15 protein-coding genes are annotated in these 16,320 nt (G+C 36.6%); 12 read left to right on the forward strand and 3 right to left on the reverse strand.

Features of this window, described 5'->3' with window-relative positions; translation table 11 throughout:
- Window positions 1–45 precede the first annotated feature (45 nt).
- From cpaB to ABMA70_RS10280, 11 genes are all read left to right on the forward strand, one after another.
- On the forward strand, window positions 46–861 hold the full coding sequence (gene cpaB, locus ABMA70_RS10230) for a Flp pilus assembly protein CpaB (RefSeq protein ID WP_103218425.1): 816 nt from the start codon (window positions 46–48) through the stop codon (window positions 859–861).
- Window positions 861–2,384: a pilus assembly protein N-terminal domain-containing protein gene (locus ABMA70_RS10235; RefSeq protein ID WP_103218424.1), complete on the forward strand. Its 1,524-nt coding sequence runs from the start codon at window positions 861–863 to the stop codon at window positions 2,382–2,384. Before cpaB ends, ABMA70_RS10235 begins: the two co-directional genes overlap by 1 nt.
- Window positions 2,384–4,639 (forward strand): ATPase, T2SS/T4P/T4SS family, encoded by a 2,256-nt coding sequence (locus tag ABMA70_RS10240; protein ID WP_392993737.1) that lies wholly within the window; start codon window positions 2,384–2,386, stop codon window positions 4,637–4,639. The genes ABMA70_RS10235 and ABMA70_RS10240 overlap by 1 nt, the downstream gene beginning before the upstream one ends.
- 15 nt (window positions 4,640–4,654) lie before the next feature.
- Window positions 4,655–5,545: a type II secretion system F family protein gene (locus tag ABMA70_RS10245; RefSeq protein ID WP_103218422.1), complete on the forward strand. Its 891-nt coding sequence runs from the start codon at window positions 4,655–4,657 to the stop codon at window positions 5,543–5,545.
- Between the two features lie 88 nt (window positions 5,546–5,633).
- Window positions 5,634–7,265, forward strand: coding sequence for an RHS repeat domain-containing protein (locus tag ABMA70_RS10250; protein WP_103218421.1), 1,632 nt, complete (start codon window positions 5,634–5,636; stop codon window positions 7,263–7,265).
- A gap of 12 nt (window positions 7,266–7,277) precedes the next feature.
- Entirely contained in the window at window positions 7,278–7,475 is a 198-nt protein-coding gene (locus ABMA70_RS10255; RefSeq protein ID WP_103218420.1) for a hypothetical protein, read from the forward strand.
- Between the two features lie 189 nt (window positions 7,476–7,664).
- Window positions 7,665–7,850 (forward strand): hypothetical protein, encoded by a 186-nt coding sequence (locus tag ABMA70_RS10260; RefSeq protein WP_103218419.1) that lies wholly within the window; start codon window positions 7,665–7,667, stop codon window positions 7,848–7,850.
- Window positions 7,851–7,949: 99 nt separating this feature from the next.
- The gene (locus tag ABMA70_RS10265; RefSeq protein ID WP_392993732.1) at window positions 7,950–9,314 is read left to right on the forward strand and encodes an aldehyde dehydrogenase family protein; all 1,365 of its coding nucleotides are present in this window, start codon (window positions 7,950–7,952) and stop codon (window positions 9,312–9,314) included.
- A gap of 67 nt (window positions 9,315–9,381) precedes the next feature.
- Entirely contained in the window at window positions 9,382–9,999 is a 618-nt protein-coding gene (locus ABMA70_RS10270; RefSeq protein WP_392993729.1) for a hypothetical protein, read from the forward strand.
- 26 nt (window positions 10,000–10,025) lie between these two features.
- Window positions 10,026–11,090: a PQQ-dependent sugar dehydrogenase gene (locus ABMA70_RS10275; RefSeq protein ID WP_392993726.1), complete on the forward strand. Its 1,065-nt coding sequence runs from the start codon at window positions 10,026–10,028 to the stop codon at window positions 11,088–11,090.
- Window positions 11,091–11,226: 136 nt separating this feature from the next.
- Entirely contained in the window at window positions 11,227–11,439 is a 213-nt protein-coding gene (locus ABMA70_RS10280) for a hypothetical protein (RefSeq protein ID WP_103218416.1), read from the forward strand.
- A 1-nt stretch (window position 11,440) separates the two neighbouring features.
- On the opposite strand, the gene ABMA70_RS10285 is transcribed toward ABMA70_RS10280, so the two are convergent.
- The 3 genes from ABMA70_RS10285 to lon all read right to left on the reverse strand — a co-directional run bounded on the left by ABMA70_RS10285 (window position 11,441) and on the right by lon (window position 14,683).
- Window positions 11,441–11,797: a hypothetical protein gene (locus ABMA70_RS10285; protein WP_103218415.1), complete on the reverse strand. Its 357-nt coding sequence runs from the start codon at window positions 11,795–11,797 to the stop codon at window positions 11,441–11,443.
- Window positions 11,798–11,801: 4 nt separating this feature from the next.
- Complete coding sequence (locus ABMA70_RS10290) at window positions 11,802–12,197, reverse strand: response regulator (RefSeq protein ID WP_158246902.1); 396 nt, start codon at window positions 12,195–12,197, stop codon at window positions 11,802–11,804.
- 62 nt (window positions 12,198–12,259) lie between these two features.
- Window positions 12,260–14,683, reverse strand: coding sequence for an endopeptidase La (lon, locus tag ABMA70_RS10295; protein ID WP_103218413.1), 2,424 nt, complete (start codon window positions 14,681–14,683; stop codon window positions 12,260–12,262).
- A gap of 206 nt (window positions 14,684–14,889) precedes the next feature.
- On the opposite strand from lon, the gene glmU reads away from it, so the two are divergent.
- Window positions 14,890–16,278, forward strand: a complete 1,389-nt coding sequence (gene glmU, locus ABMA70_RS10300) for a bifunctional UDP-N-acetylglucosamine diphosphorylase/glucosamine-1-phosphate N-acetyltransferase GlmU (protein ID WP_392993720.1) — start codon at window positions 14,890–14,892, stop codon at window positions 16,276–16,278.
- Window positions 16,279–16,320: the final 42 nt, after the last annotated feature.

Genomic DNA, 16,320 nt, shown 5'->3' on the forward strand with positions numbered 1-16,320 from the left:
TTAAAATATTAAGTGATTACTTAACGAAGTAAAACAGGATGTTTTATGAATACTAGAGCTTTTACGCTGGCCCTTATTATTGCAGGTGTTGCCATGTTTATGGTCCACACTTATATCGAAGATCAACAATCTGCTTTGATTAAAAAGTATGGAACAATGAGTTCTGTTCTTGTTGCTAAAGAAGATATTCGCGAGTTCGATCTACTGGATGAAACGAAGGTTTCAATTATTACAGTTCCACAGAAATTCTTAGCTCCTGGAAGTTTTAAAACAGTAAAAGAAATTGAAAATACAATTGCGACAGTTCCAATTCTAAAAGGCGAGCAAATTACAAAACCACGTGTAACATATCCTGGAGAGAGTACAGGTCTTTCAAGAGAAGTTACAGTGGGGATGCGTGCAATTGCTTTCCAAGTTGATGAAAGAAGTTCAGTAGGAAAGCTTATTCGTCCTGGTGATCGTGTCGATGTTCTAGCACCGATTGATTACACAGGTGGAGCGAGAAAAGATCAAGAAAAAATCGTTACAATCCTTCAAGATGTTCGTGTTCTTTCAACAGGGATGAGTGTTTCAAATAATATTCCTCTAATTGGTGTTAAAACAGAGGAAGTTGTAAGAAAAATGAAACTTAACACTTACTCTAATTATACAACAGTAACGTTAGAGCTTAGTCCATTTCAAGCTCAGAAGATTGCGCATCTTTATGTATTCCAACCAAATAAACCAATTCTGACTTTAAGAAATATTAATGATGGTGAGAAGGCAATGATCGAAGGAACTCGACTCTACGATATTCTTTCGGATACTGATAAGAATGAGGCAAGGGCCTTCTTTAACGAAAAATATAAGAAAAAGAATTAATGAGAATATTAACGTACTTAACTCTATTTATATTTGCATTAACGGCCAGCGCTCAGCAGGCCTCTTCTGGTATTGGGGTATCTGAAGAAAAAGTAGAGGTAGTTCTTGGTATTGATAAAGTTTTACCAATTGATTTCACAATAACATCTCGAAGTGTACAAATTGCAAATCAAAGAATTCTTAAAGTACAACCAGTTAATACTGCGGCGGGAACAAGTGAGCTTGTTTTAAAAGGTGAAGCACCTGGTATTACTTCTGTTACTGTTCGAGATCGCTTAGGTGCTATTAAAAAGCGTTATCTTGTAACTGTTACTGCAACAGAGAAGTCAAAGCTTATTGCAGAAATTAAAGAACAATTGGGACCAATTGAAGGTTTAGAAATAAACTTGAAGGGTGGTAAGGTCTTTGTTGAAGGAAAGATTATTGTTCCTGGAGATATTGGGCGAATTGTAAAAGTTTTAGAAGATTACCCAGATGTTAAGAACCTTGTTGAAGTTTCACCACAGACTTATTTAATTATTTCTCGAGAAATGCAAGAAGGTCTAAGAAGAAATAACTTAAAAGATGTAACAGTTAGATTCTTTAATAATTCATATTTATTAGAAGGAATTGTAAACTCAGAAGAAGAAAGTAACCTTGCTGTTAAAATCGCGGCGACATACTTACCTGATAGAATTCAAAGTTTAGCTAGAAGAACAGATTCTGTTCAGCAACTTGATAAGGGTGAGATTATTAGAAACTTTCTGGCCATCAATAGAAAGCCTCAGCCACCTCAAGCCGCAAAACTTATTAAAATAACTGCTCAATTTGTTGAGCTTTCAAAAGATTATAATCGTGTCTTTGGATTTAAATGGAATCCAAGCGTTGGAACAACAGGTGGACAGATCGTTTTTGGACGTACTGAAAATGGTGGAACAGTAACGACTTCATCAGCTGGTAGTTTTGGTGGAACAATCTCACAACTATTTCCTAAACTGAGTTCTGCTAAAGCAGCTGGTTATGCTCGAATTGTTCAATCTGGGATGGTGATCACTAAAGATGGTGAAAAGGCAAAGTTATCTAAGGGTTCTGAGAGGAACGTTGCGGTTGGTACTGGGGAGTTCCAACAAGCAAAAGTTATCGAAGCGGGATTTAACTTAGATGTAACACCTAAGATTCTACAAGAAGAAAAAATTAATCTAGATATTATTCTTGGTGTTTCTTCTTCTCAAGGAACAGATAAACAAACTAATAATCTCGATACGAAAATTATTGTTAAGTCTCGTGAATCAGCGGTTGTTGGTGGTATTTCAATTAATAAAACTGCTACCGAATATGACAAAGACCCACCTGATGGTGTTTCAACAACTGGTAGTGATGGAAGTGAAGAAGGACAAGTTTTTTCTTTGTTCTCATTTGTACGCTCAAAAGATGTTTCAAAATCTAAGGAGCAATTTGTTGTTTTTATCACTCCTGAGATTATTGAGAGTGCCTCAACTGGTACTGAAGATATTAAAAGAAAATTTAGAAAGAGGGGGCCATAGTGGCCGAAGGTCATATTATTACAGTCATTGGTGGTAAAGGCGGCGTAGGGAAATCCCAAGTTGCTACAAACCTAGCTTTTGCTTTCAGTGGTGAAAAGCGATCTAAGACATTACTTCTTGATTTCGATCAAAGAGCTAGTGGTGACTTGAATTTGTTAACTGGAATTAAAACAAATAAGAACTTAAAAGATCTTTTTAATTTTAATGGAAATATTGATCCACGAACTTTTCAGCCATTCGTAAATATGCACCCAAGTGGTGTTCATTATATTGGTTTACCAAATGATCCTGTAGCGACTGAAGGGATGAGTGTTGATGGAGCTGGTAAGGTACTTAAAGCCGTAAAAAGCATGTATCCACTCACTGTTATTGACGTTGGAACGGAAATCACTGATCTCACTGCAAAGGCTTTAGAGCATTCAACGATGATTTTAGTTGTGATAACTCCAGACCTTCTTGCTCTAAATCAGACTAAGCGCCTTGTTTCAGAATTAATAACAATGATGTTTCCTAAAGAAATGATTCATTTTGTTTTTAATCAGGCGCAAAAAGGTCATCCTGTAACTGCTGATGTGGCCGGGAAATCTGTTGGTCGCCCTGTTTTAGCTCAAATTCAAAAAGATGAACAAACTTGTGCAATGGCCATTAATCAGAAGAAACCAGTTATGCTGGCGGCTAAAAATAGTGCTTTTGCTAAAGGTGTCACAGAGTTAGTTCGTACAATCAATGGAAAGGGAATTCTTAGTCAATTGGCTAAGCTTAATAAACCTAATGATGTTGGTACAAAACAAGAGCGTCCAACTGGAGCTGCTGCAAATGGATGGCGAGATCTAAAACTTAGAATTCATAAAGGTCTTGTTGAAGAAATGGATCTATCTAAAGATGATGATAACGATCCGAAAGCGAAAATTATTCTTAAAGAAAAGACTAAGAAAGTTGTTATTGATTTACTTGGTAAAGAAGATACAAAAGGCATCTTAAACAATCGCGATGATATGAATAGCATTGTTAAAGAAATTCTAGATGAAGCCTTGGGACTAGGGCCTCTCGAGGACTTGCTTGCTGATTCGTCAATCTCTGAAATTATGGTTGTTGGACCTAATAAGATTTACTATGAAGAAGATGGAAAGGTTAAGCTTTCAAAAGTAACTTTTTCAAACGATAGACAGGTTCTTAACGTTATTGAAAGAATTGTTGCTCCAATTGGTCGTCGTATTGATGAAAAGACTCCATACGTTGATGCCCGCTTGCATGATGGTTCTAGGGTTCATGCAATTATTCCTCCTTCTGCAATTGACGGATGCTGTATTACAATTCGTAAATTCCCTGAAGAGAGACTTACTTATAAACACCTTGTTCAATTCGGTTCTTTCACTCAGAATATGGCGGACTTCTTACGTATCGCTGTTGAAGGACATAAGAATATAATTGTTTCTGGTGGTACTGGTTCCGGGAAAACGACACTGGTAAATATTTTGGGAAGTTTTATTCAGGCCAATGAACGTATTATTACTTGTGAAGACTCTGCTGAACTTAGTTTTCCTCAAGAGCACGTTGTTCGTTTAGAAACACGCCCTCCTTCACTTGAAGGCGATGGAGAAATTGATATTCGTTGTCTAGTAAAGCAATGTCTAAGAATGCGTCCTGAGCGTATTGTAGTCGGTGAGTGTCGTGGTGGTGAAACACTGGATATGCTCCAAGCTATGGGGACAGGGCACGATGGTTCTCTAACGACAGTTCACTCAAACAATCCAAGAGAGTGTATTGGACGTATTGAAACACTTGTCCAATATGCGGGAGCTGGTCTTACTCCAAAAGCAATTCGTGAAATGATTGCCAACGCAGTTCATTTGATCATTCAAGCTTCACGTCTGGATGATGGTTCTCGTAAGATTACACATATTACTGAAATTGGTGGGATTCAGGGAGAGGTTGTTACTCTTCAAGATATTTTTCTCTTTCAACAAAAAGATATCGATAAGAACGGGAAAATTATTGGCTCCCATCAGGCGACTGGTTTTATTCCGAAGTTTATCGAAACCCTTGAAAGGCAAGGTTACAATATTCCTCGTGGTTTATTTTCGAATGCTCCTGGTGCTAGTGGTGGGGCCACACCTGCTAACGCTGATAAGAAAGCACCACCACCTCCAAATAAGAGACCTCCACAGCAGGGACAACAAAGGCTACGACCGGGTCAGCCTCAAGCTAGACCAAGACCAGGCAATGGTGCACCACCTGTGAAGAAGAAGGCTTAGGATATAGAGGTATAAATGAGTTTTTTTATTGAACAAATAGGACGAAGTGGATTAATTGGACTTATTGGTTTAATCTTCTTTCTATTTTGTTATCGCTATTCAGTTGGTATTTTTGATTTAATTGAAAAACAAACATTTGGTACTCGAACATATATTTTAGAAAAGTTTGAATTACTTTTTATCGACGTTAAGCCAGATCATGTTACGTATGCACTCCTAGCATTGTCATTTGGACTTGGAACTCTAACTCTTATTACTTTTGGTTTATTTGGAAGTTGGGGTGGTGGAGCGTTTCTTGGCCTAATCGTTGGTTTTGTAGGATTTAAGGCGCCTAAACCTGTTGTTGATTACCTCGTTAATCGTCGTATTTTAGCTTATCAAAACCAGATGGTAGATGGTCTAACTCTGCTTTCAAATGGTCTTAGAGCAGGTCTATCAGTACCTCAAGCTCTTGGTATGGTTGTTGATGAGATGCCTCCTCCTATCTCTGAAGAGTTTAATATTATCCTGCAGCAGAACAGAGTTGGGGTAACTTTAGAGGAGTGCTTCGAAAACTTGGCAGAAAGAATTCCTACTCAAGACAATGATATGTTCGTTTCAAGTGTTAATATTTTACGCGAAACCGGTGGTAATCTTGCTGAAGTTTTTGACACTATTGTCACTGTTATTCGTGAACGCATTAGATTGAAGCAAAAAATCGATACCGCCACGGCCCAGGGAAAGTTTCAGGGCTTCACAATTGCGGCCATGCCCTTTGTAATTCTAGCTATTTTCTCTGCAAATGATCCAACTCTGCTACCAAAGATGTTTTCTTCGGCCATTGGGATTGTCTTATTTGTAGTCGCCTGTGTTTTAGACGGTGTTGGAACCTTCTTCATTCTTAAAATAGTGAAAATTAAAGAATAAAGTTATTATATGTTTAAGTTTTAGTTAAAGGCCTCCGATATGCCTATGGAGAGAATGAAGATTCTTTAACTAAATAAGGATACAAGTCATGAGGATCAGTTTAAAACTATTAGTACTATGTTTGTTTTCACTGGCATCGATTGCTGGTGTAAATCTGAAAAACGGAAATTTCTACATTACGTACACGGATATTATCGTACCTGGTGGTGGGAATGACCTAGTTGTTGAAAGAACGTACAACTCTAAATCTCCTGGAAAGGGGTGGTTTGGTTATGGTTGGGGTTCTGATTATGAAACTTTCTTAGTTGTTTCAGCAGATGGTTCTGTAACAGTTCACGAGAATGGTTCAGGTGCTAAGACTCGTTTCACTCCAAGACAGGCTGTAGATCCTAAAGCAGCGGCAGAGAAAATCGTTGATGTGATGAGAAAGAAAACTTCTCTTTCGACGACAGTTGCAAAGACTCTTGTTACGAAGCTTACAAATGATGCTGAACTTAGACAAGCATATGCTAAAAAGTTCAATGTATCTTCAAACCTTGCAGTGGGAACTGAACTATACTCAAATGTTCGCGGGCTTCAAAAAGTCGTAAAGACAGCTAAAGGTTATATTAGAAAGTATAATGATGGAAAAGAGAACCACTTTGATAAAGAAGGTAAGCTTATTCAAGTAAAAGATAAGAACGGATATGTTGTTAATCTTGATTACACGAAAGAAGGTTCACTAAAGTCAATCAAGGACTCAATGGCCAAGCAAATCTTTTTTAAGTGGTATCCAAATGGTCTTGTGAAATCAGTAGAATCTGGTGCTGGTAAAAAGACGACTTATACTTATGACACAAATTATAACTTAGTAGATGCAAAAGATATTTCAGGGAATCATTTCAAGTATGATTACGATGCTAATCATAATATGACTCTTATTACTTATAAAGATGGATCAACTCAAAAGATTGCTTATGAAAAGAAAACTCAATTTGTAAAAGAACTTACAAAGAGAAGTGGTGAAGTAATTAAGTACTCATATGAGAGTAATCCTAAAAACCCTGATTTCCACTACTGGACTTTAGTAGCAAAGAAATCACCAACTAAGAAAGAAGTTGTAAATCGTTATGAGTACGAGATCAAGAAGAAACCAGACGGATCTCACTATACTTACAGAATCCTTACTGTAATTAATGGACTTAAAACAGAGACGATTTATACAGAGTGTTGTTCTCTTCCAAAACAGATTAAGAGAGGAAATCACGTAACTAATTTTGAATATAATAAAGATGGACTACTTGTTAAAAAGGCTTCTTCAAGAGGTGACTTTGTAGAGCTTGAGTATCACAAGCAATTTAAGAAGATTACTAAAGTAGTTAACCCACGTGGTTGGACAGAGTTTGACTATGATAAGAAGGGTAACCTTAAGAAAGCTAATAACTCTAAAGGTATGTCTGTTGTTTTACTTTACGATTCTAAAGGTCGTATTTCAAAAATGATGGATTTAAATAAAAAGACTAAGCAGAAAAGAGCTCTTGAGTTTCAATACAATGCTCAAGGTAAGCCAGTTGAGATTACTATGAATAAAGTAGGAAAGATCAACGTTAAATACGATAACTACGGTGAGATTCTAAAAGTAGAATCGAAAGCAGGACATAAGATGGCCTTACAAGTTACTCAGGCCTTCCAATCACTCTTAGCAATTGTTAAGCCTGCTGGTGTAAACCTAAATATGTAATTGGAGGGATATATGAAGAAACTACTAACGCTTTTATTGGTTCTTGGATCATTTAGTATTTTTGCTGCAGAAAGTGCGGCTACTGGTGAAAAAGATGGTGAGTGTCCAAAAGTTAACTTAGATAACAGAGATACATCACCTACAACTGCTATACCATCTTCATCTGAAGTGCCGGCAACACCAGGTGGAACTACATCTGATCAACAATAAGATTATTTTAAATTTATTATCTTATACTAAAGGGCCCGTTATGAAACGGGCCTTTTTTTGTTAAAAATCTAAACACTGTACAAAATATTACACCCTCTATTGCTCTAACTACTTAAAAAGACATCCGAAAAGTTGGCATTTTCCTTGCTTTATAAATAGCAAAGAAACAAAACCATAATGGGGGAAATTATGAAAAAGTTAGCATTAGTATTTTTATTTCTATTAAGTGTAACAAATGTATTTGCATTAGATGAGTCAGGAACTAGCTGTGATGATATGTATGCAAGCTCTGATAGTGTAGCAAGTGTAGAAGCGGAAGCTCCAGCAGCAGCACCAACATCATCAAGTTCATCAACTCAATCGATTGGACAATAAAATTTAACTCAAACAATTATATTCAACTCCTTAAAAAGCCTGGCCACGTAGTCAGGCTTTTTTTTGCCTGAACTCCTCAAATACAGCTATAATACATTTATGGACAATAATATAACGACTGCATATTGTGCTCAGAAAGGGCGTGAAAATTTAAACTACTATGACCGTATCAGTGCCCTTGAAGCTTTAGAAGCTGAAATAAAGGCCCGTGAGAGGGATATTTTAGCTGCACTTAAAGCTGACTTAAACAAGAGTGCATTTGAGTCTTATCTTTCTGAAATTGATTTTTGTTTACATGAAATTAAGCTCATAAAGAAAAAGTTGAAAAAGTGGATGAAGCCTAAAAAGGTTTTCTCTCCGCTTCCTTTCATGCCTGCTCGAAGTGCTATACATAGTGAACCGTATGGACAAGTTTTAGTCATCGCTCCTTGGAATTACCCATTTCAATTGGCCATGGTTCCTCTAATTGGAGCAATTGCGGCAGGCAATAAAGTTATTGTTAAACCTTCAGAGTTAGCGCCTGCCACTTCTAAAATAATTAATACAATTATAACTAACGCTTTAGATAGTGAGATAGCTGCAGTTATTGAAGGTGGTGTCGCGGAGACAACAGAGCTATTGAGTTTAAAATTTGATTATATCTTCTATACTGGAAATGGTCATGTCGGTCGAATTGTGATGGCGGCAGCGGCCAAGTTTCTAACACCCTTAACTCTCGAATTAGGTGGTAAATCACCAGCGATAGTTGGAACGAAGAATATCGATTTAGCTGCTAAGAGAATTGTATGGGGGAAATTTTTTAATGCCGGTCAAACTTGCGTTGCTCCAGATTATATTCTTATAAAAAAATCAGATGAAGAAGCTTTTCTCAAAGCGACCCAAAAATATTTAAGAAAATTCTATAGTGATGAAATTAAACAAAGTGGTGACTATGGTAGAATTATTAATGAGAGGCATTTTGATAGACTCTCATCTCTGATCAATCAAGACGACATTGTTATTGGTGGAGATGTTGATAAGGGACAATTATATATTTCTCCAACTTATGTAAGGGCCAACAAAGATAGTGCAATTATGAAGGATGAAATATTTGGCCCTATTATGCCTATTATCAACTCTGACAGTTTAGATGAGTCAATTGAGTTTGTTAAAAGCTATGATAAGCCACTTGCTTGTTATGCTTTTCTTGATTCTAATAGCGATAAGAAAAAGGTTATTGAAAGCATTAGCAGTGGTGGAATGGTCATTAATGATACGATTGTACACTTATCAAATGAAAAGCTGCCATTTGGTGGCGTAGGTGAGTCAGGAATGGGGGCATATCACGGTGAGTTCTCATTTAAGCTTTTCTCTCATGAAAAAGCCGTTATGAAGAGAAGCTTTTGTTTAGAAAATGATCTACGTTACCCTCCTTATGAAAAGAAGGTTTCATTTGTCCGTAAAATTATGAATCTACTGTCTTAATAATTTACGGTCACTGAAAGCTTTTCAATACTCAAAAACTTATATTAATTATTAGTATAATAGGGTCATGAAAATGGCCCATTTTTATATTCTTTTAGTAAGCTCACTTATATTTGCTAATTCTTCTTTAGCACTAACTATTTTAGATCGTGCTGATATCCCTGAGGTTTTTCAAAGAGAATATATCTATACATCTTCGCAGAGGCATTCATTTGTACAGACATATGGAGTTACAACTTGTGTTGCTGTCGTTATGAGTAATGCAGATGGAAAATCGATATTGGCCCATCTTGATAGTGGGACTAAGTTGAATGGCGCGATTTCAGATTTCGTGAAGATCTTAGGTGATGTTACTTCTATTCGTTTATATGGAGGACAGCCTCCTTATCGTTTAGAAGAAAATATTATTTCTGAATTATCAAAACATAGTTTATACCCAGAGCTCATTATTCGAAATGAAAATAATGAATCACTAAATATTATTCTAGACCTTAGGACTGGAGATGTTGTTGAATATGACGAAATGCATTCATCCACAGACTATAGAGTTGCTAACGAAAAAGTTAAAAGATTGAAGTTCTCTTCCCGTATAAGTCGCCATGAAGAATCCATAGGTGGAGGAGATATAATCGAAGTTGATCAGTCTAGTAATCAATTTGACTTTAATATGTTTTTACTTCCGTAATCTTTCTAACATGCTAGACTTTTTCTATGAAAAGTCTCAAAACAATTATTTTAATCTTAAGCTGTTTTTTATCAATTACTACCCTAGCTAAAGTAGCTGCAAAAGAAGTCTTTAAAACAAATGACATTATTTGGGGACTTACTTTTATCAATGAAAATGAAATTCTTTTCACTGAAAGAGGTGGAAAGATCAAGTATCATAACTTTGAAACTAAACAAACAAAAGACTTACTCGCTCCTAGTGTGAAGGCCCGTGGCCAAGGTGGAATGCTAGATATTGTCTATAAAAAAATAGGTGATAAGTCCTATGCATATTTCACATATTCTTCTGAAGTTAAAGGGGCCGTTGTTACAACTTTAGCTCGTGCGCAATACTCTAATGCTCAACTGAAAAAGTCTGAAGTTCTTTTAGAAACTAAGATTATAAGTGATACGACTCGCCACTTCGGTTCACGTTTATTATTTAAAGGTAACTTTTTATTTATGACTGTAGGAGATCGCGGAGAAAGAAAATATGCACAAGATCTCTCTTATCATAATGGTAAAATTCTTCGTTTAAATTTTGATGGTAGTGCTGCAAAAGGAAACCCATTTGAGAATAAAAGTGGTGCCCTAAAAGAAATTTGGAGTTATGGACATCGCAATCCACAGGGCATTGGGATGAACCAGAAAGGAGATGTCTTTAGCTGTGAGTTTGGGCCGCGTGGTGGCGATGAACTCAATCTAGTAAAACCTGGGCTTAATTATGGATGGCCAGTAATTACATATGGAAAAGAATATTGGGGCCCAAGCATTGGTGAAGAGAAGAAGAAGGGAATGGAGCAGCCCCTTGTGCACTGGACACCAAGTATCTCGCCATCTGGTATGGTTGTATATGAAGGAAATAAATATAAGGAATGGCAAGGAGATATCTTTTTAGCGGCCTTGGGAAGTGAGCATCTCAGAAGGCTTAAAATGGATGGTAATAAGGTTATTGCACAAGAAAGCTATCTTGAGGAGCTTGAAGAAAGGATGCGCCAGATAGCTATTTCACCGGCCGGAGAGCTCTATTTAACGACTGATTCGGGTAAGATACTTAAGGTTGTAAGGTAAGTGTTAAAAATCTAGACAGCAACGAAAAAACGTATACATCTTATACATTTACTAGTGTTTAAGTTATTGAAAACACGAGCCCTTTTGTTGGCATACATCATGCATTGAATATAGTGACTACAAAAGGAGAAGTATTATGAAAAAGTTATTTTTATTATCTGTACTAACACTACTATCAGCTCAGGTGTTTGCCGGAGTAAAAGAAGCATCGACTAATACATCTGATGATTCTATTTGTGAAACGAGGGGACTAAACCTCAAACAAAAAATGCAAGAAATTGATGAGTTAATTGCGAGTTCTGGTGGGACAGTTGAAAGAGAGACTGAGTCAAAGTCGATCAATCAATAATCTATTCACTTTCTCGTAATACTTTTAAAAGGGCCTCACGTTCTTCAACAGTGTACTCACCATGTTGATAATCATCGAGAGCGTCGAGGTCCTGAGCTTTCTTTGCGACAGGCTTCGCAAACCCAGAAGATTCTCGTTTAACATAATCCACTTTTTTTGCAGTATTATTGAATAGCTTTACAGTTATTTCTTTACCTTCACTAAGGCTAGTACTTAGGTAAAAAGCTATCGTTGAGTAAACTTTTTGAGTATAAGGCTTCAAAGGTTTATTTACACTATCAAATACTGTTGAACTTTTAGAAACTGGAAAAGCTAAAATAAGAAAACTAATTGTGAAATAAATTAAAAACCTAAACATTAAATTAACTCGCTTTTTCTGATGCTATGTCGTGAGTCAACTTGTCAACTGCTCTAAGTAGATCTTCACGCTTAAATGGCTTTACTAAGAAGTCTTGCGCTCCAGATGAAATCGCTTCAATACAAACAGATTCAATATCAAGTGAAGACATCATCATAATTTTTGCATTAGGGAAGTTATTTGCTACTGATTCAGCTAGTTCTAGGCCACTAATTTCAGGCATAATAACATCAATGATAAATAGAGTTGGCGAAACGTCAAAAGATAGTTTTAGCGCTTCCTGTGCATTTCCAACACAGCCAACGACCTCATATCCTTCTTGCTCTAAAATATCTTTAACAGAAGTTCTAGAGATCTCAGAGTCATCAACAATCATTACTTTCATTTCTTCTTTTCCCATATACATTCCATTTTAAGTTAATGTTGGATAAAAAAAAAGAGGGCCTTGTTGGCCCTCATTATTTAAGCGGCAACGCCTGCTTTTCTTTTTTCTTGATGTTTTTCGTCCACTTTTTTCATTTGAACTTCTTTCTTGTAACCTGCCCAATCTACTAGAGCGATATCAAGAACTTCATCAATTGTTTTAACAGGAACAAAGTTAATCTGTTCTCTTAGGTTTTCAGGGATATCAACAAGATCTTTCTTGTTGCCCCATGGGATAACAACTGTTGAGATACCCATTCTAAGAGCAGCTAATGCTTTTTCTTTTAGTCCACCAATTGGAAGAACTTTACCTGTTAAAGTAATCTCACCAGTCATTGCAACATCACGGCTTACTGGAACGCCTGTACAATTTGATACTAGGGCAGTTGCTAGCGTGATACCTGCAGAAGGTCCATCTTTTGGAGTGGCACCAGCTGGTAAGTGTACGTGAAACTCGTGGTTTTCAAAAATATCTTCATCAATTCCCATGTAAAGTGCACGTGATCTGATGTAGTTAATTGCTGTTTTTGCAGACTCTTTCATTACGTCACCAAGTTGACCTGTAAGAGTTAGTCCTTGTCCTTTCATCTTTGTAGTTTCGATGTAAAGAACTTCACCACCATGAGATGTCCAAGCTAGACCAGTTGACACTCCAACTTCATCCTCATCTTTGTGATCTTCTTTTACGAAGATTGGTGGACCAAGATATTTAACAACAGTATCTTTCACGATGTGTGTTTTTCCCATATCGCCTTTTGCAATTTTCATTGCAACTTTACGACATAGTGTACCGATTCTTCTTTCTAGATTACGAAGGCCCGCTTCAGATGTGTAGTGCTCGATAACACTCTCAACACCTTCATCAGTAAATACTACGTGCTCATCATTGATACCATTTTCATCCATTTGCTTTGGAATGATATATCTCTTAGAGATTTCAACTTTTTCTTCTCTTGTGTAACCAGATAGATTGATTACTTCCATACGATCTCTTAATGGACCTGGAATATTTTCAAGCATATTTGAAGTCGCAATAAACATACAGTTTGAAAGATCAAATGGTACGTTTAGGTAGTGATCTCTAAACTCTACATTTTGTTCAGGATCAAGTACTTCAAGTAGAGCTGCAGATGGATCACCTTTGTAGTCACCAGATAGCTTGTCGATTTCGTCAAGTAGAACAACTGGGTTGTTTGTTTTTGCTTGCTTCATCGCTTGGATAAAACGACCTGGCATTGCTCCAACATATGTTCTTCTATGACCTCTAATCTCTGCTTCATCTTTAACACCACCAAGAGAAATTCTTACAAACTCTCTTCCCGTAGCACGAGCAATTGACTTCCCAAGTGAAGTTTTACCAACACCAGGAGGACCTTGAAAACATAGGATTGGTCCTTTCATATCATCACCCTTAAGTTGTCTAACTGCTAGGTGCTCAAGAATTCTTTCTTTGATTTGAGTGAGTTCAAAGTGATCTTCATCAAGAATCTCAAGAGCTGAGTCAAGATCAATATGCTCTTCAGATTTTTTACTCCATGGAAGGTCACACATCCACTCAATATAATTTCTCATGATGCTTGCTTCAGATGAATCTGGGTGCATCTTCTCTAGACGTGCAAGTTGCTTTGTCGTTTCTTTAAGAACTTCTTCTGGCATACCTGCTTCTTCAACTCTTTTCTTGAATTCTGCGAATTCATCTTGCTCTGAAGAACCATCACCAAGTTCTGATTTAATTGCCTTGATCTGTTCCTTAAGGAATACATCTCTTTGATTTGCACTTTCAGTTGAAGAGTTTGTCTTCATCTTCTGTTGCATCATTAGGATTTCTAACTCACGATTTAGAATATCATTGATTGCGTGTAGGCGATCAACTGGATCTAATGTTTCAAGAATTGTTTGTGCTTCAGAAACGTGTAGATTTAAGTTTGATGCAATTAAATCCGCTAGTCTTGAGGCATCTGTAATATCTTCTAGAACCATTAAGATATCTGGAGAAAGAACTTTTCCGAGTTGAATAACTTTTTCAAGTTGTTCTTTAATAGTTCTCATAAGTGCAGTCGTTGCAATATTAGAGCTATCAGTCGTAATATCTTCAACCTTTTCAACTTTAGTAATATAGAAAGGTGATTGTTGTTCAAATGAAGTAATTCTAGCTTTTGATAAACCTTGAACTAGAATTTTGATTCTTCCATCAGGAAGTTTTCTCATTCTCATGATCATGGCAACAGTACCAAGTTCATAAATCTCTTCTGGTGCAGGATGTTCCGCAACAATATCTTTCTGACTCGAAAGTAGAATCAGACGATCTGAATGATTAATAGCGTGGTCAATAGCTTTGATTGATGCTTCTCTACCAACAAATAGAGGTAAAATCATAAATGGATAAATAACTAAGTCTCGGATTGGTAAGAGGGCCAATTCTTCCTTAAACTCAATGTTCTCACCCTCGTAATTTGTAACCATAAATCTTTCCTCCAACAGGTCGGCGCAATATAGGCAATTTGTTCTTAATTAACATCGGGCAATAAAAAAAACTCTTTAATAAAAAGAGCGAAAATGCGTGATTTTTTTGAGTTTTTTAACTGATTTTTTTGCTATGATTTAGTTAATGTGTTGTAATCGCATAGAGTGAAAAGAGACCGATATAGTCGGTTATTAGGAGTTTTAATATGTCACAGAAGACAACGAAGAAAGTTGCGGTAGTTGTATTAGCTGCAGGTAAGGGAACAAGACTTAAAATGGATATTCCAAAACCTCTTGCACCTTTACACCAAAATACTTTAGTCGATTATGTCATCGAAACATTTAAAGATTTTGGAGATATCACTTTAGTTACTGGTCATCAACGTGAACTTGTTGAAGAACATGTTAATGAACGCTTTACAGGTATAAATTACGTTTATCAAAAAGAGCAATTAGGGACAGGGCATGCCGTTCAGACTTATTTGAACGATTTTGAAAACTCTCGTGGCTACGATTATACAATTGTGACATGTGCAGATACACCATTAATTACAAAAGAAACAATTAACGCTCTCATTGAAGAGATTGAGAAAGGTTCAAATGCAGTTTGTGCAACTTTTTCAGCAAGTAATCCTACAGGTTACGGAAGAATTATTCGTAAGGGGACAGGCTTTCAGATTGTTGAAGAAAAAGATGCAACTGAAGAGCAAAGACTTGTGACAGAAGTTAACTCGGGTCTTTATATTTTTAAAACACTTTATTTAATGGATCATGTATTCAATCTTTCTGATAATAATAAGTCAGGTGAGTTTTACCTTACAGATACCTTTAACCCTGAAGCCAATGTAACTCCACTTCTTTTTGAAGATGCTCGTGAGTTTTTAGGTGTAAATAACCTTATTCAACTTTCAGATGCAGATATTTATCTAAGGCGCTCAATTGCTCGTTTCCTGATGTTAGAAGCGGGAGTGCGTTTCACAGATCCTTCGCATACTTACTGTTATTCTAAAAATATTGGACAAGGAACACACCTTTATCAAAATGCTTTTATCGATGACAAAACAGTGATTGGAAAAAATGTAGTGATTGAGCAAGGTGTAACAATTAAGAATTCAATCATTGAAGATGGAGCCATTATTAAGGCCAATTCATATATTACAGATTCAAAAGTTTCAAAAGGCGCTTCAATTGGACCGATGGCGCAGCTTCGTCCAGGAAGTGATATTGGTGAAGGTGCAAAAATTGGAAACTTTGTCGAAATAAAAAAATCTAAGATTGGTAAAAAGTCAGCTGTTTCACACTTAAGCTATGCAGGAGATGCTGAAATTGGCGACAATGTAAATATTGGTTGTGGCTTCATTACTTGTAATTACGACGGGGCCAATAAGCACAAAACAATTATTGGTGATGGATCTTTTATTGGATCAGATTCACAAATGATTGCACCTATTGAGATAGGTAAAGAATGTTATGTTGCATCAGGTTCAACAATTAGCAAAAGTATGCCAGATGGATCATTTGCAATTGCCAGAGGGCGTCAAGAGACGAAAGAAGGAATGGCAAGGCGTTTCATTAGGAAAAAAAGCGACAAATAGGCCCGCAAAAATTTTATTTTCGCCCGCATAATGGTATCTTTC

The organism is Halobacteriovorax sp. XZX-3, assembly GCF_043196495.1.
Taxonomy (GTDB): domain Bacteria; phylum Bdellovibrionota; class Bacteriovoracia; order Bacteriovoracales; family Bacteriovoracaceae; genus Halobacteriovorax_A.

Coding starts and splice junctions, on each gene's coding strand:
- ABMA70_RS10235 (WP_103218424.1), top strand. CDS start 861: ATGAGAATATTAACGTACTTAACTCTATTTATATTTGCATTAACGGCC.
- glmU (WP_392993720.1), top strand. CDS start 14,890: ATGTCACAGAAGACAACGAAGAAAGTTGCGGTAGTTGTATTAGCTGCA.
- ABMA70_RS10260 (WP_103218419.1), top strand. CDS start 7,665: ATGAAAAAGTTAGCATTAGTATTTTTATTTCTATTAAGTGTAACAAAT.
- ABMA70_RS10290 (WP_158246902.1), bottom strand. CDS start 12,197: ATGGGAAAAGAAGAAATGAAAGTAATGATTGTTGATGACTCTGAGATC.
- ABMA70_RS10280 (WP_103218416.1), top strand. CDS start 11,227: ATGAAAAAGTTATTTTTATTATCTGTACTAACACTACTATCAGCTCAG.
- ABMA70_RS10285 (WP_103218415.1), bottom strand. CDS start 11,797: ATGTTTAGGTTTTTAATTTATTTCACAATTAGTTTTCTTATTTTAGCT.
- cpaB (WP_103218425.1), top strand. CDS start 46: ATGAATACTAGAGCTTTTACGCTGGCCCTTATTATTGCAGGTGTTGCC.
- ABMA70_RS10270 (WP_392993729.1), top strand. CDS start 9,382: ATGAAAATGGCCCATTTTTATATTCTTTTAGTAAGCTCACTTATATTT.
- ABMA70_RS10255 (WP_103218420.1), top strand. CDS start 7,278: ATGAAGAAACTACTAACGCTTTTATTGGTTCTTGGATCATTTAGTATT.
- ABMA70_RS10275 (WP_392993726.1), top strand. CDS start 10,026: ATGAAAAGTCTCAAAACAATTATTTTAATCTTAAGCTGTTTTTTATCA.
- ABMA70_RS10265 (WP_392993732.1), top strand. CDS start 7,950: ATGGACAATAATATAACGACTGCATATTGTGCTCAGAAAGGGCGTGAA.
- ABMA70_RS10250 (WP_103218421.1), top strand. CDS start 5,634: ATGAGGATCAGTTTAAAACTATTAGTACTATGTTTGTTTTCACTGGCA.
- ABMA70_RS10245 (WP_103218422.1), top strand. CDS start 4,655: ATGAGTTTTTTTATTGAACAAATAGGACGAAGTGGATTAATTGGACTT.
- lon (WP_103218413.1), bottom strand. CDS start 14,683: ATGGTTACAAATTACGAGGGTGAGAACATTGAGTTTAAGGAAGAATTG.